The 15,948-nt window shown below is 48.2% G+C and carries 12 protein-coding genes; 9 read left to right on the forward strand and 3 right to left on the reverse strand.

Translation table 11 applies throughout. From position 1 onward, the window contains the following. Positions 1 to 21 precede the first annotated feature (21 nt). From KJS57_RS14875 to KJS57_RS14895, 5 genes are all read left to right on the forward strand, one after another. Positions 22 to 1,101, forward strand: coding sequence for a GGDEF domain-containing protein (locus tag KJS57_RS14875; protein ID WP_213655409.1), 1,080 nt, complete (start codon positions 22 to 24; stop codon positions 1,099 to 1,101). Positions 1,102 to 1,249: 148 nt separating this feature from the next. Next, positions 1,250 to 2,590, forward strand: coding sequence for a spore germination protein (locus tag KJS57_RS14880; RefSeq protein WP_244861562.1), 1,341 nt, complete (start codon positions 1,250 to 1,252; stop codon positions 2,588 to 2,590). Between the two features lie 2 nt (positions 2,591 to 2,592). After that, positions 2,593 to 3,687, forward strand: coding sequence for a hypothetical protein (locus KJS57_RS14885; protein ID WP_213655410.1), 1,095 nt, complete (start codon positions 2,593 to 2,595; stop codon positions 3,685 to 3,687). Beyond that, positions 3,684 to 4,793 (forward strand): Ger(x)C family spore germination protein, encoded by a 1,110-nt coding sequence (locus KJS57_RS14890; protein ID WP_213655411.1) that lies wholly within the window; start codon positions 3,684 to 3,686, stop codon positions 4,791 to 4,793. The genes KJS57_RS14885 and KJS57_RS14890 overlap by 4 nt, the downstream gene beginning before the upstream one ends. Before the next feature lie 114 nt (positions 4,794 to 4,907). After that, positions 4,908 to 6,875, forward strand: a complete 1,968-nt coding sequence (locus KJS57_RS14895; protein ID WP_213655412.1) for a methyl-accepting chemotaxis protein — start codon at positions 4,908 to 4,910, stop codon at positions 6,873 to 6,875. 70 nt (positions 6,876 to 6,945) lie between these two features. Here the strand turns inward: KJS57_RS14895 and KJS57_RS14900 are convergent, their stop codons facing one another. Together KJS57_RS14900 and KJS57_RS14905 are read right to left on the reverse strand one after the other, a co-directional pair. Then, a complete protein-coding gene (locus KJS57_RS14900; protein WP_244861564.1) occupies positions 6,946 to 7,257 on the reverse strand; it encodes a hypothetical protein in 312 nt (103 codons plus the stop codon). A 123-nt stretch (positions 7,258 to 7,380) separates the two neighbouring features. Then, positions 7,381 to 7,557 carry a hypothetical protein gene (locus KJS57_RS14905; RefSeq protein ID WP_211021609.1) on the reverse strand — a complete coding sequence of 59 codons (177 nt, stop codon included), beginning with the start codon at positions 7,555 to 7,557 and terminating at the stop codon, positions 7,381 to 7,383. A gap of 224 nt (positions 7,558 to 7,781) precedes the next feature. Between KJS57_RS14905 and KJS57_RS14910 the strand changes: the two genes are divergently transcribed. The 4 genes from KJS57_RS14910 (at position 7,782) to KJS57_RS14925 (ending at position 15,646) form a co-directional block, all read left to right on the forward strand. Then, positions 7,782 to 8,786 (forward strand): LacI family DNA-binding transcriptional regulator, encoded by a 1,005-nt coding sequence (locus KJS57_RS14910; protein ID WP_213655413.1) that lies wholly within the window; start codon positions 7,782 to 7,784, stop codon positions 8,784 to 8,786. Positions 8,787 to 8,872: 86 nt separating this feature from the next. Continuing rightward, positions 8,873 to 10,210 carry a glycoside hydrolase family 30 protein gene (locus tag KJS57_RS14915; RefSeq protein ID WP_213655414.1) on the forward strand — a complete coding sequence of 446 codons (1,338 nt, stop codon included), beginning with the start codon at positions 8,873 to 8,875 and terminating at the stop codon, positions 10,208 to 10,210. A 40-nt stretch (positions 10,211 to 10,250) separates the two neighbouring features. After that, positions 10,251 to 13,472: a cellobiose phosphorylase gene (locus tag KJS57_RS14920; RefSeq protein WP_213655415.1), complete on the forward strand. Its 3,222-nt coding sequence runs from the start codon at positions 10,251 to 10,253 to the stop codon at positions 13,470 to 13,472. A gap of 278 nt (positions 13,473 to 13,750) precedes the next feature. After that, a complete protein-coding gene (locus KJS57_RS14925; protein ID WP_213655416.1) occupies positions 13,751 to 15,646 on the forward strand; it encodes an ATP-binding protein in 1,896 nt (631 codons plus the stop codon). Between the two features lie 53 nt (positions 15,647 to 15,699). Here KJS57_RS14925 and KJS57_RS14930 read toward each other — a convergent pair whose 3' ends face one another. Continuing rightward, the gene (locus KJS57_RS14930) at positions 15,700 to 15,945 is read right to left on the reverse strand and encodes an NHLP leader peptide family RiPP precursor (protein WP_213655417.1); all 246 of its coding nucleotides are present in this window, start codon (positions 15,943 to 15,945) and stop codon (positions 15,700 to 15,702) included. Positions 15,946 to 15,948 lie beyond the last annotated feature (3 nt).

Consider the following 15,948-nt stretch of genomic DNA (forward strand, 5'->3'; position numbering starts at 1 on the left):
AGTTGAGAGGTAAAATAGGATATGCTGCAAAGTCTAATCAACAACTTTACTGTTTTGACTACCTTTTTGTTTTTTGGAAACATGGTCTGGGGCAAGTGCCAAGCCTACAATCTTCACAAAAGCAATCAAACCAAATTAATACTCGGACTGGTCCTCGGACTATTCGGGGTTGCTTTAATGTATTACACATTCCCGATTAACACCTACGTCTTTGCCGACTTCCGGCAGCTGCCGATATTAATTTCCGTCTCTCTCGGCGGATGGATAGCGGGCTTGGTCGCCACAGTCATTATTTTTGTATACAGGCTAGTATTCTTAAGCGGTGTGAGCATGGCTTCGATTTGGGGAGCCGTCAATGCGCTGGGAACCTTTATCATTGCGATCCTGATTTTAAAAGACTACAAGCTGTCGCTGCAGAGATGGGCCTGGACACTGGGGTTATCCGCCGGGCTATCCGTAGTGGTCTTCTCCATTATTCTGGTTGAGAACAAATGGGTTCCGATCGGAACGTTTTGTCTTGTCTTTATCGTGGGAGGAATGTTTACTCTCGCAATGCTCCTATATTTGAAAAGATCAGACGATTCATTAAGAATTATGCGCGAAGCGGCTCATCGCGACTTCCTGACAGGTTTGTTTAATGCGAGGGCTTTTGAAGTCATTATGGAGCAGCGCATCGCATCCTCGACCCGGTATCGCGTGCCCATTACCCTATTGCTGATTGATATCGACCATTTTAAACAGGTAAACGATACATTCGGCCACCCGGCCGGTGACGCGGTTTTATCCCAACTGGCTATGGTCTTGAGGGATACTTTTCATCCAGGAGATCATATTGCCCGTAAAGGAGGAGAAGAGTTTGCCGTGATCGTGGATGATTGCGATTCCGAACGCATTGAGATTATAGCTGAGCGGCTTCGGCGAAATGTCGAGAACCAGATCTTCATTCTGCCGGACGGAACCGAACATAAAATTACGATCTCCGCCGGGAGCGCCACCTATCCGGATATCGTCGAGGAACTATTGTTCGAGAGAGCGGATCAGGCGCTTTACCAGGCAAAGACGTCGGGCAGGAACCGCGTTTGCCGGGCATCTTCTATTTAAAGGACTTCACCGATAAGGTGAGGTCCTTTTCTTTTTTTCTCGCTCAGCCTCCCCTTGGCCGTCCGCAAAATGAATGAGAATCGGGAGTTATTGGCAAAATAGGCTCAGCTAAGGAGTTAATATCGGATGTGAGCTGGAGGGATCGGAATTGGGCAAGAAGCAAGGTGAACAGGGAGCTGCATGGCTATCTGAAAAAATGTCGGGACAGGTTGATTTTGAGCAGCGGTCTCTCGGCTCTTCCGATGAAATCGGGCTGCAATATCTTAGCAGCTTAACGAACTCGGATATGATTAACCGTTATATCGTCATTCCAAGCTATGAAATGGAAAGCCTGCAAGCTTTCGAGAATTATATCGCTTCTTTTCCGGGTACCGTTCAAGCTGGGGAACGGCAGCAGATTATTGAGTTTGTGCTTAAAGGATTCGTGTTGATATCGATCGGGAAAAGCGGTTATTTATTCAATGCGGTCAAGGTGGAGTCGAGCGGAGTCGGTGAAGCGGTGAACGAGGCCATCGTTCAGGGACCGCGGGATGCGTTCAGCGAAAATATCGAGCTGAATATAAACCTGATCCGGCGAAGATATCAATCGGAAACTTTAAAGATCGATATGTTGACCGTAGGAAAGGTTTCCCGAACTTCGGTGGCTATTCTGTACGATGACGAGCGAGTGGACCGGCAAGTGCTCAAGGAAATGAAAAAGCGGATCGAAAATGTAAAAATCGATATATTGCAATCCGCAGGGGAGTTGGAGAAATATATCAGTCCCGAACGGGTACGGATTTTTCCGACAATGATCGTTACGGAAAGACCGGACCGGGTAGTGTTCAATATTGCGGAGGGCAAGGTCGCGGTGCTGATTAACTCCAACGGGTTTGCCATTCTTGCTCCTTCGATTTTCAGTGACTTTTTCACGGCGATGGATGATAAAATCCAGGTCCCTATGGTCGGCTGGTTTCTGAAAACCATCCGGTACATCGGTTTGCTCTTGACGTTGACGTTGCCGTCTCTCTATGTCACTTTTGCCTCTTACAATCCCGAGATATTAAAGATACAGATTTCGCTGCTGATCGCTGGAAGCCGGGCCGCGGTCCCCTATCCCTCCTTCATGGAAGTCTTTCTGATGCTGTTGATGATGGAATTTCTGACGGAGGCGAGCTTGCGTCTGCCTAAGGCAATTGGGCCTACCGCTACGACGGTCGGCGGTTTGATTCTTGGGCAGGCAGCGACCCAGGCCGGACTGGTCAGCAATATTATGATCATTTTAGTGTCGGCCGTCGCGATTTCCAATTTTATCATTCCGATAAGTATGATGGGGTACACCATACGTGTTATCAAATACATTATGACCTTGTTCGCGATTACCTTCGGTCTGTTGGGCGTTGTCGGATCGGTGGTGGGATTAATCATGTATTTATCGGGAATCCGCAGCTTTGGCCGGCCATATATGAAAATGTATGCGCTGGAAATCAAATCAAAGGGTGGGCAATAATCATGGTAAGCAGCAAATATATATATTATTTATTTCTGGTGAACGCATTGATGAACATTATCAACTTTGTTCCCAGGGTTCTAATTTTCACAAGATTTCAAGGGACCTTGCCGTCGATCTTTATATCGACCGCCATCGGAGCTTTGCTGCTCTACGGATTTACGAAAGGTATCGCCGGTTTTAAGGGGCAGGGGTTGCCGGAAATCTTTAATGCCAACTTGCCCAGATTCTTTTCATTTTTTCTATTAATTATGTACGCTTGCTTCTGGTTTTCTGCCGGCATCATTACGATGCTGTCGTTCGTAGACATCACTGTTCGTTATATCAGTCCGGATATTTCTCCGTATGCCGTTATTATAGGGTTTCTGCTGCTTTCGGCCATCTGCTGCCGCCTATCCTCCGAGTCGATCCTTTACGGATTGGAGACGATTCTGTTTCTTTCAACGCCTGTCATTATATACATGCTCGTTAAGGCCTTTTTGAACCCGAATTTTAGTTGGGACGCGGTCTTGCAAATCGTTACTTACATGTGGACCAAGCCCAAATATGTGACTGTGGCCGGCGCGACGTTCATCTTTTCCGGCTTTTTTAATCTCGCAATTTTCAACCGGAATTTCAAAGAACTGAAAACGAGATACTTATGGACCATTCCGTTGTTTGGTTTGGTTATTTTGTTAATTACTTTTGTGGTACCTATCGGATATCAGGGGACTGTCGGTGTGGAAAATCATGTATATAGCTGGTTTTCAACGGCTGATTCCATCCGAATGGAATTATTTATTATCGAGCGAGTGCTCTTTTTGTTTTATACGATCTATTTGATGATCTCCATGCTAAGCACGGTTGTTCATTGGCATGTCGGGCTGGAGCTGTTTAAAGGCGCATTTCAGTCTAAGTCCGGAAAACTCCCCGGAAAAAAGGCCGATTGGTGGGTGTTGATTCCTTTTTCCATAGCGACGATCGTAATTATGAACTTCCTTAACCAGGTCCGACTGGGTCAAATAGGACAGTGGTTTTTGAATATTCGCCTCATAAATGAGTTCGTTTTGCTGGCTATATTGTTTTATGCCAAGAAAAGGAGCGCGAAAAAGACATGAAAAAAATAATCTGTTGTCTGCTGGCGATCGCGATGCCCTGGACCATTTCCGGTTGTCAGTTCAAGGATATCGATAAGAGATCCTTCGTGCTGGCGATAGGAATCGACCGTCCGGAGGATAAGGATAAGAAGAACCAGTTTGAGGTGACGCTCAAGATGGCAATTCCTGAAGGCGATCCGACGAAACGAAGCCAGGAACCGGTCGTCATTACCGAGATTGCGGAGAGCGTTCCCGAAGCAGTGCGCCTGGCTAAATCGAAAACGGACAAAGAACTGGATTTCAGCCACTGCAAGGCGATGATCTATGGGGAATCATTAGCAAGGGACAATATTATCCCCCTGGTTGACTGGTCATCCCGTCGCCGGGATATCCAGTTGATTATGTTTGTTGCGGTAGGACAGCCGACTGCCAGGGAAGTCGTTAAAATGCAGACCAAATCCGAGAGATTGCCGGGAAATGCCCTGATTCTGGGGTTAGGCAAAGAGGGGACGGAATCCCCTTACATTAAGTCCGCATATTCTTTTGATTTAAGCAGGAGGACGACGGAACACGGGCTTGATCCGTTCATGCCGGTTGTGAGGACGAAGCACCCGGATATGCTGATCATAGACAGGGTCGCACTATTCAACAAGCAAAAGCTGGTCACCATACTTTCGCCGGACGAAACCCGGATGCTGAATCTCTTAACCTCGAACCACCTGCGCTCCAGCTTCAAGGTGGATGCCGAGGGAAACTCCTTTGACTACAATCTGGAGAACTCCAAAGCCAAATACCGTATCAAGGCAGACAAAGAAAAGAAGGCGATCGTGGAATACCATTTATCCGGTAAAGCTTCGCTGGAGGAGAATATGAAGGGGACGCCGGTCACGGGTCCGGTGCTGCGGGCTATCTCCAAAGCGGCAAGCGAAAAATGGGAAAGGGACAGCGTGAAATTGTTTAAGAAAATACAAGCTTCCGGAGTGGATCCGTTTGGCTGGGGGCTTCGATATTATTCAAGAAATTGGAACAACTCGACCGAGCGGCAGGACTGGGAGCGCCTTTTTCCCGGCCTGGAATTCCAGGTTAAAGCCGATCTAAAAGTTAAATACACGGGGATGATCCGGTAAACTCATTAGAATTTTTATATAAACCCCATTAATTGTCAATAAATCGTCAATGTTTTGCTGCCGATATATAGATTACGATGTAAATCCATATATCTGCAGAGAGAAGGCGGCGTCATGAGAAAAAAATCTTTATCGATCCGGATGCGTATGATCGTTTCCTACACGATTGTATTGCTTGTCCCGAGCATCATTATCGGCTCGATTACCTATTCGGCTGCGAGCCATCGTGTAGAGCAGGACTTAATGATGAGTGCGCTGCAAAGCGTCAGCTCGGCGGACGCGATTATCACGAATGAGATCAGTCAGAAAATGGTGGATCTCAACTATTACGGCGAACAGATTCCGGGGACGGGGGTAGATCAGGAAGTTGCGGCCGGGAGCAGCGCAATCAAGAATAAACTGCAGGAATACCAGGCCATCCACAAGGATGTCCTGAACTTGTATGTGGGGACAAACAAGGGAAGCATTTTGCTGTCTTCCGATCTGAAGCTTGACGATGACTTCGACCCGCGTACCAGAGATTGGTATGTACATGCGCTGAAGTCCAAAAAGGCGGTTGTGTCGCCTTCATATTTGTCGGTTGACGGCAAGCCGGTCGTGTCCATCTCGCAAGTGTTGGCCGATGGGAGCGGCGTGATTTCTCTAGATCTGGATTTGAGCGCGGTTGCTTCCATGACGAATATGAAGGTAGGGAACGATGGCTATATCTTTATCGTCGACAGCACCAAGAAGCTGTTGGTTCATCCTACGGCCCAAATCGGTTCGGAGTATAAAGAAGAGTTCGTTAACCGGATGTTCCAGAGCGACAGCGGAAAGCTCGACTATTCCCAGCAGAATAACCATTATAAAATGGCATTTATGAAAAACGAGGCCACGGGCTGGAGAATCGGGGGAACGATGAGCGAAAACGAAGTTGCGGAAGGGACGGAAGGAATTCGCAATACGACGATTCTCGTCGTAGTTCTGTCTGTACTTGGCGCTGCGGTTATCGTCTTTATGAATGTCCGTTCGGTTATCCTTCCGTTGCAGAAATTAAATGAAGCGACAAGCATATTGGGAAAAGGCGATTTGACGAAACGTCTCGATTCATTCCGTCAGGACGAAATCGGCGAATTGGCCGGCAACTTCCAGCTTATGGTGGATAACCTTAGAGGAATGGTAGAAGGCGTTCAGGATATGACGAACAGTGTATCCGCTTCTGCAGAACAACTCTCCGCCGGGGCAGAACAAACGACGAAGGCGATCGAGCACGTGACGGTCGCGATTCATGACGTGGCTGCAGGAAGCGAGCAGCAGCTCCGGAGTGTCGAAGGCGGAACCAGCACTGTCATGGAAATGGCGCGAAAGGTGGAGGATGTCTCGGTTCAGATGCAGGAAGTTACCAGAACGATGACAGAAACAACCGAATCAGCCAATTTAGGAGCACAAGCCGCTGCGGGTACGGAGAGTACGATGCAGGGAATCCATCACACGGTAGAGGGATTGGCCGAGGTAGTCATATCTTTGAACCGGCGTGCAGAGCATATCGGTGAGATTATCAATGTAATTGCCGGCATTTCACAGCAAACGAATTTGCTTGCCCTTAATGCCTCTATCGAAGCGGCCAGAGCCGGAGAACAAGGCCGCGGGTTTGCGGTCGTCGCTTCGGAAGTCCGGAAGCTTGCCGAAGGTTCGCAGCATTCCGCCGATCAAATCAAGGAGTTGGTCGGTCATATTCAACTGGAAATGGAACAGGCCGCTACTACGATGGAAGAGGTTAAGGAGCGGGTGAATGAAGGATTGGATGCCGTGGAGAAATCCGGCAAATCCTTTAGCCAGATTCGTGATTCCGTTGTAGGAGCAGCGGCTACGATATCCCAGGCATCAGTCACCATGGACGGAGTGGCCTCGGAAGCCGCAGAGGTAGAACTCGTGATCGGTCAGATCCGTAATTTATCGGAGGAGACGGCAGGGAATACGGAGACGATATCGGCAGCGGCGGAAGAACAGCTTGCGTCACTGGAGGAGATGGCTTCTTCCTCCGCCGATCTTAGTAGTATGGCTGAACAACTGCAGCAATTGGTCGGACAATTCAAAATATAATAGTAAGAAAAAGGGGGACTAACCGGAATCATTAAGGTCAGTCCCCTTTTTCTAAAAGGTATTATCGTGTTTATTCCGTTTCGTCCCCGTCAAAGCCGTTAAGCAAATCGGTGCCATGCATGGCATCCGGGTCGGGAGCGGCTTGGTCTACCGGGCTCCCGGGTTGTATTTCATCTGCATCGGGAACGTCAGGCAGAGAATCCTCCATCTGGAGCTCGTCAGTATCGCTAACTTCTTCGGCAGGTTCGCTCAAGCTTTGGGTAATCCGCGTATCGTGAGGCAGCAAATCGTCGTCCGGAATATCATTTTCGGCACGATAATCGCCTAACAGTTGATAGCGTTCATAGGCTTGATCCCCTTCAGTCTTCGGGTAGTCCGGCATAAAGGTTCGCCTCCTTGATCTTAGTGTACTTACATGGAGTTTACCCTATTTCCCGTATTTCAAACGGAAAGCAAGAACCGCCCGTAGAAGGGCGGTTCTTGCTTTCCGAACGGTAATATGGTCTTAAAATTTAGGGAACACGTATTTGACAAGGAAGTAAAGAAACCCGAAGAATAAAACAATGTAGGCCGCATACTTAATGAAGGTTGCCGCAACCATGCTGGGTTCCGATTTATGCTGGACATCTCTTCGTTCCACATCCACATTGCTTACTTCATTTCTATCACGAGGCTCGTACATGGAAATCCCTCCTTATTATCATCCTGCTCAGGAATGCTTACTCTGTGCTGACTAGGACGGCAGGTCCGTTTGACTACTTTTTAAACGGTTCGGCGTACGGTGAAACAAGGAGGAGACAGCGAGCGTGATGGTGACATCTGTGGTTGACTTCATTCTTGTGGACGGCTAAAATTCTCATGAACCCCTATAGGTGGTCTGATCAAGGGCAGGAGATGAATAGGCAAGTGATCACGATTTATGATATTGCAAAAACAACGGGTTTTTCACCGACCACCGTTTCCAAGGTGTTTAATGACTACGCCGATGTCAGCCCGAAAACCCGGCGCAAAATTTTAGAGACGGCCGAGCAACTGGGATATTTGCCGAATGCTCATGCCCGTTCCTTGACGACCAAGCGCTCCTGGACGATCGGAGTGCTATTTAACGAGCCTTCCGGAGCCGGAATTCTGCATCCTTACTTTGCCGGGGTAATTGAGGGATTCAAGAAAGTATCCACCTCCAGGGGATATGACCTGATGTTTATATCTAAGGACATCGGGGGGAAGAAAAGCAGTTACCTTGAGCATTGCAAAATCCGCGGCGTGGATGGGGTAGTCGTCATCTTGCCTGATTTTACGGATCCTTATTTTCTGGAGCTGCTGGAATCAAACATCCCGTGTGTTCTGCTGGACCAGGAATCGGATACGAAGAGCACGATCTACTCGGACAATATTGCCGGAGGCATCCTGGCAGTGAATTATTTGCACGAGCTCGGACACCGGCTGATCGCCCATATCGGCGGCGGGAATACCTTTGCGGGGGAGAAACGGCTTCAGGGATATTTGCAAGCGATGGAAGGACTGGGATTGCCCGTAGATCCGGAGCATGTTATTCAGGGAAGCTACGATTATACGGTTGAAAGCGGACGGATCGCCATGGAAGAGCTGCTCAAAGCCAGCGTACTGCCTTCGGCCGTCTTTGCTGCAGGGGACAACCTGGCCGTAGGGGCGATGATGGCGGTTAAAAATCAGGGTCTTCGCGTTCCGGAGGACATTTCCATCATCGGGTTCGATGATATCGAAATGGTCAAATTTTTGACACCTGCTTTGACGACGATTCGCCAGGATACATATGCACTTGGCAATAAGGCGGCCGACATGTTAATCTATACGATAGAAGGCGGGGAAGAAGTTCAATCGGATATGCTTCCGGTCGAGCTGGTTATCAGGGAGTCTTGTCGATCGCTATAATGATCCCTGTTTTTTTTTAGGCAAATCGAAACCGGTTTCGAAAGGTTTCACTGTGAAACTAACATTTGTTTAAGGAGCGGATCAAAATGGCAAAATGGTCTAAAGTGTTGACATCCCGTGATACCGGAGAACGCTTGCAGTTGCAAGGGGAATTGACGGCTCAGGCAGGATCGGCGGAAGGAAAGGACAAGGTTAAGGTAACGACCGAGCAAACTTATCAAACCATCCTCGGTTTTGGAGGCGCTTTTACGGAAGCGGCGGCCTATACATTGTCCCGTATTAGTCCGGAGAAGAGAGCGGAAGTGATCCGCAGCTATTTCGACCCGGAGGAAGGACTCGGATATACGATCGGCCGGGTACACATTCACAGCTGTGATTTCGCGCTGGGCAATTATACTTATGTGGAAGAAAACGATGCTGAACTGAAAACGTTTGATATTTCGCGTGATCGAAAATGGGTGCTGCCGCTGATTCATGACGCGGTGAAATCAATCGGCAAGGATATTACGATGCTGGCTTCCCCCTGGAGTCCGCCGGCCTGGATGAAGACGAACGGGGAAATGAATCATGGCGGCCAATTGAAGCCGGAATTCCGCGAGGCCTGGGCATTGTATTATACCAAATTCATTAAGGCATACCGGGAAGAGGGCGTACCGATTTGGGGGATTACCGTCCAAAATGAGCCGGCGGCCGTGCAAACCTGGGATTCCTGCATCTTCAGCGGCGAAGAGGAACGTGATTTTGTCCGGGATCACCTCGGGCCTACAATGCACCGTGAAGGATTTGAAGACGTTAATATCCTCGTTTGGGATCATAATCGCGACCTTATCGTTGAACGGGCTTCCGCGGTTCTGTCTGATCCTGAAGCGGCCAAATACGTCTGGGGAACAGGATTCCACTGGTATGTGAGCGAGGCGTTTGAAGAAGTCGGCAAGGTTCATGACCTGTTTCCTGACAAGCATCTTCTCTTTACAGAGGGATGTCAGGAAGGCGGAGTCAAGCTGGGCGAATGGTTTACCGGAGAAAGGTACGGCCGCAATATGATCGGCGACTTGAACAATTGGACGGAAGGGTATCTCGACTGGAACCTCGTTCTTGACGAAACCGGAGGACCCAACCATGTCAACAATCTTTGCGACGCCCCGATTATAGCTGATACGGTAACAGACACCGTCCATTACAACAGTTCGTACTACTACATTGGTCATTTTAGTAAATACATTCGTCCGGGTGCTGTCCGTGTAGGACTGTCCTCGGAAGCTTCCGGGCTGCAAATGACGGCATTCAAGAATACAGATGCGAGCGTAGTAGTGGTCATCCAGAACGAAACCGACGAGAAGCGGGAATTCGCGATTCAATTGGGTGAAGAAACCGTCACCGATACGCTGCCGGCCCATTCGATCGCAACTTATATTATTCAATAAACCAATCTCAAGACATTTCAGATGTGGAGGATAATACAATATGCCGAATTACAGTTTTGAAAAAGAGGAATTCATTATTGAGCAATTTGATCAGGCCAAGCCATTCTCCAGCTTTTTGCCCGGTTTGGCGGGTTTGAAGGGAATCCCGATGTGGACGTTTTATGCGAACCGGGGGCAGGCGGTCTGCAGCTTCGGAATTCGCGACAAGAACAGTCCGATTATGGAGTTCTCCCCGGCTAACATTATGTATCAATCCGTATCGATGAAGGGTTTCAGAACCTTCGTTAAGCTGGAAGGCGCTGATACGATTTACGAGCCGTTCCAAAATGCTTACCCAGACCCGGCGGCACGGCGGACGATGCGGATTTTGGCTAACGAAATCGGGATTGAAGAGATCAACGAAGCCAAAGGGTTGCGCACGAAAGTTACTTATTTTCATATACCGAACGATGACTATGCGGCACTGGTTCGTAAAGTGGAGATCACGAACATTACCGGAAAAGCGCTGCGCATGGAGGTACTGGACGGACTTCCGGAAATTTTACCGTACGGGGTAGAGAATGCCGGATATAAAGAGATCGGAAACCTGCTCCGCAGTTGGATGGAAGTGGATAACCTGGAGAACGGAATTCCCTATTACCGGAATCGCTCCAGCACCCATGACGAGGCGGAGATCAGCGAGGTCCGCAGCGGGCATTTCTATTTGTCGTTTGATGAACAAGGCAGCCGGATCAAACCTTTTGCCGATTTTGAGCTGGTCTTTGGCAGCAATACTTCGCTCGGGTATCCGGAAGGGTTCGCCGGTACGCCGCTTGAGGAACTGGCGGGTCGGCCGCAATACTGCACAAACAAGGTGCCTTGCGGGTTCACGGGAGTTACGGCCGAACTGGCGCCGGGGGAAAGCAAGCAGATTTACACTCTCATCGGGCACTTTGATAGTGTTGAGCGCCTGAACGAGAAGGCAGACTGTATTTCATCGCCGGCCTATATAGAGCAAAAACAAATAGAAGCACGGGAATTGACGGAAAACTTGACCGCCGACATCGCCACCAAGACGTCGATGCCGCTGTTCGATGCTTATAGCAGACAGAGTTATCTGGACAATTTCCTGCGCGGCGGATATCCGTTTATTTTCGAGAATGGCAAGGAGGGCTTCGTAATCCATCTGTATTCCCGTAAACACGGCGATCCGGAGCGGGATTACAACTTCTTCTCGCTGGCCCCGGAATATTATTCGCAAGGGAACGGGAATTTCCGCGATGCGAACCAGAACCGCCGCAGCGACATTTACTTTAATCCGCGGGTCGGAACCTTCAATATCAAAACCTTCTTCAGCCTGATGCAAGCCGATGGATACAATCCGCTCGGCGTCGAAGGTACCAGCTTCCGGGTTCCCGAAAGCCGGGCAGGCGAGCTTACGGATTGGCTGAAGGGCGCAGTGGCCGATCACAGGGAAGAGCTTCAAAGACTGTGTCTCGGCAAATTTACGCCAGGCAAGCTGATCTCCTATATCGCCGCCAATAATGTAACGTTGAACCTTGGCGAAGAACAGTTTCTGACCGGCGTTTTCTCCCTTGCAGAGCAGGGGATCGAGGCGGCCTTTGGAGAGGGATATTGGTCGGATCACTGGACTTACAACATGGATTTGATCGACAGTTATCTCGACATTTTCCCGGATCGTAAAGACGGGCTGCTCTACGGAGAAACGGACTATACTTACTTTGACAGTCCGGCGAGAGTTCTGCCAAGAAGCGAGAAATACGTTCTGAACGGCGAGCATGTGCGTCAATACGGATCGCTGGTGCACGATGAAGAGAAGATGCAGCGGTTTGGGGTCACCGCCAAATCCACCAATTGGCTGAAAACCGGACATGGTAACGGTGAAGTATACCGCACCAATTTGTTCGTCAAGCTGCTCTCCCTGTCCCTCGTTAAATTCGCTACGCTGGATCCATACGGAATGGGCGTTGAAATGGAAGGTAACAAGCCGGGCTGGAACGATGCGATGAACGGATTACCGGGATTGTTCGGCTCAGGGATGAGCGAAACGTTCGAATTGAAGCGAATTGTGAAGTTCGTGTTGGAAGAAGCGCTTGACTCCGGGACAAGAGAGGTTCTGGTGCCTGAAGAAATTGCCGATTTGCTTCATGAGGTTAACGGACTGCTGTCCCGGCATCTGGCAGGGGAGCTTGATTCTTTTGAATATTGGGATCAATCGGCTTCCGCGCGCGAAAGGTATCGGGAAGGGATTCGCTTCGGAATCAGCGGAGCGGAGCAAACGGTTCAGTTGTCCACATTGGTTTCAATTTACGAAAACATGCTTCGCAAGATTGATGCCGGAATAACTGAAGCCATTTCACTTGGCGGCGGGTTGACGCCGACGTACTTTGCTTTCGAAGCGGTGGAATACGAGCCTGTTCTTGATGAACAAGGGAATGCGGTTATTAGCGGCTACGGGTTGCCCAAGGCGAAGGTCAAGAAATTTGCGGCGCGTCCGCTGCCTCATTTCCTGGAGGGTCCGGCCCGCTGGATGAAGACGCTGGAGAACCCGGAGGAAGCGAAAGAAGCTTACGAGAACATTCGCCGCAGCGATCTTTTCGATCAAAAATTGCAGATGTACAAGACTTCGGTCAGCTTGAACGAGGAATCCCATGAAATCGGCCGGATCCGCGCGTTCACACCGGGTTGGCTGGAGCGGGAATCCGTATTTCTTCATATGAGCTATAAATACTTGCTGGCGCTATTAAAGACCGGCTTGAAGGAACAGTTCTTTGCGGAGATCCAAACCTCGCTGATTCCATTCCTGGATCCGGCGGTTTATGGCCGCAGCACGCTGGAAAACTCGTCCTTCATCGCTTCCAGCGTAAATCCGGATCCTCAGGTGCACGGCCGGGGCTTTGTAGCCAGACTCAGCGGTTCCACCGCCGAGTTCATCGGGATGTGGATTACGATGATGGCAGGCAAGCACGTATTCCGGGTTCAGGAAGGAGAACTTCAACTTCATTTGAATCCTTCTCTTCCGGGCTGGCTGTTTGATGCTCAAGGGCAAGTATCGTTCAAATTCCTGGGTAGCACGGAAGTGACTTATCATAATCCGGAGAAACGGGATACCTTTGGACCGCAGGCAGCGACGATCCGCAGCATCACCGTTCATAAAAATGACGGTACGACCTTGCGTGTGGACGGTTCCGTTATTGCCGGCGGGATTGCGGAAGATATCCGCAGCGGGAAGGCGAAGAAAATGGAAATAGAGCTTGCCTAGATTGATCTAGTTCCCTTAAACGTGATAAAGTTCGTAGCCCTGATCTCTCAGAGTTCAGGGCTATTTTCTATTGAGATTCTATTTCGCATCGTAATTGTAGAGTATTTTTCAATATTTGACAAAACTATTCATAGATTAAACTTGTTAATAACGGTAAAATGTTTCTGGTACGCGTACTGATTTAAATCATTCTTTATTTTCCATATTATTGAAGGTTTATCGGTTTATTGTATCGAATTAGATAGATTAGCTCTTATATTATTGGCAGGGGTGCTGGAATGAAGGGGTTTTTAAAAGCGTTTGCCATCTTGATTGTGCTTAGTATTGTAGCGATTAGTGCATTTCTTATGGAAAGCCCGGATCGGGAAAATGCGGACGAGCAGGCGATTACCGCATGGCAGGTTAAATGGACCGATGAATTTGATCCTGAAATAAATATAGACCGGTTGGAATCGACCGAAAATTGGGAGGACGTTACGGCGGTAGGCTTGGATCCGGAACGTCCATTAGAAGCAGACGGACAGTGGGTCAAAATCGACATACCTACCTTCGAAGCAGGTTCCCCGGCGCTTTTGTTTGAGAAGATTTACGGGCGTCAAGTTGTGATCCGATCTCATGACGAGGTCATTTACGAATCCAACCGGTCTTATAATTACTCGATTAATACCATCTTGTTGCCGATGGACCATTCTTATGAAGGTGAGTCTATTTATATCGGAATCAAGTCGGGAACGCGCATTGGATTGCAAAGTAGAGTTCTTGTAGGGGACTATAAGGAATTACAGAATACGTTCATTAAGAACAATATGACTGATTTTATTATCGGCAGCGCCTTGATTTTCATCGCAGTAGTTATGTTGATCTGTTCCCTCTTCCTGAAGAATGAAAATATGTCCAGCTGGTTTTCCTTGTGTTTGGTCATATTATCCAGCGGAACTATAGTTATTACATACTCTTCGTTTTTATACTCGCTCTTCGGCAAATACGGAAACGTGTATGTTCTATTGTTCGACTTGTCGCTCTTTATGCTGCTTCCTTCTTTCACAAGCTTTTTTGAAAGTATATTCGGCAAGGGCTACAAATCAATCATCACTAAATTTAGGAAGTTTCAGGTTGGGTATTCCCTATTTTGCATTCTTTTCATGGCGATCAATCTGTTAAGCAATAATCAGATTTATGATCAGTACAGACTTGCTTCCGGCACATTCATGGGCTTGTTGATGATCATCCAATTTATTTTACTGGTTTCGATTGCGACGATTTACACGATCCGGGGGAATCAAGAAGCGATCATATTTACGATCGGATTTGCTATTTTTGCTTTGCTGGGGTCAGGAGAATTGTTGTGGTTTTATTTTAAATCGGCTTACTATGATCTCTTTCTGTGGAAATGGGGCGTAGTGTGTTTTCTGATAGCCCTAATCATTATTCTCGGTAAAAGATTTGCCCGTAATCATGAACAGGTGGTGGAGTATTCCAAACAATTGGAGATGTTCAACAATGAGCTTCAACGTTCCGAGAAAATGGAGATTATCAGCGAACTGGCTGCTTCCGTAGCGCATGAGGTGCGCAATCCGCTTCAAGTGACCCGGGGCTTCCTGCAATTACTGGTAGCCAAGCAAAACTCCACGGATAAAGTCTATTTAAGCATGGCTCTTGAAGAACTTGACCGAGCCTCCGCGATAATTACGGACTTCCTAACATTCGCTAAGCCGGAAGTCGGCAAAGTAACTACGCTCAACGTACTCAATGAGTTCATCCATATTGAAGGTATCTTGATACCGATGGCCAATCTTCAGGGAGGCAAAATTTCCGTACACATCCCTCAGGATCTGCATATCAAAGGGAATTCCTCAAAGTTTAAGCAGGCGTTTATTAATATTATCAAGAACAGCATCGAATCCCTGCATGGTGAAGGGGAAATCCATGTTTGGTCGTATGAAGAAAATGGGGAAGTATGCATTCATATTAAGGATACCGGCGAAGGGATGGATGAAGAAGTGCTGGCCCGTTTGGGAGAGCCTTACTTTTCCAACAAGACCAAAGGAACAGGACTGGGGCTTATGGTGACGTTCCGGATAATAGAAGTGATGAACGGAAAAATTCAATTTAAAAGTGAAAAAGGAGTAGGGACGGAGGTTATGGTCCGGTTTCCCGCAGTGAAAAACGCATAAGAAACCGGAGCATTGCCTCTCGCCGCTACTCCTGATTATGAATAACTAGAAGTTTAATCTCCCCAAACCGCGTTTGGTTTAACTTCGGACTTAATAACATTAGCTGGACTAGGAGGCAGTACGAGGTAGAATTCGTCGGAATTCTCTTCTACTGTCTTTACTTTAATGTGATCCGGGAGAATTACACCTAGTGCCTCCTGGATTGCTGCTTTTGGATCGGCGAGTAATTTAGCCTTGAAACTTGGATCTTGCCATGCTTTTTCAATAACTTGTGTTTGAAGGAGAGCCCCTGATGTCATAAA

This window comes from Paenibacillus vini (assembly GCF_018403325.1).
GTDB lineage: Bacteria > Bacillota > Bacilli > Paenibacillales > Paenibacillaceae > Fontibacillus > Fontibacillus vini.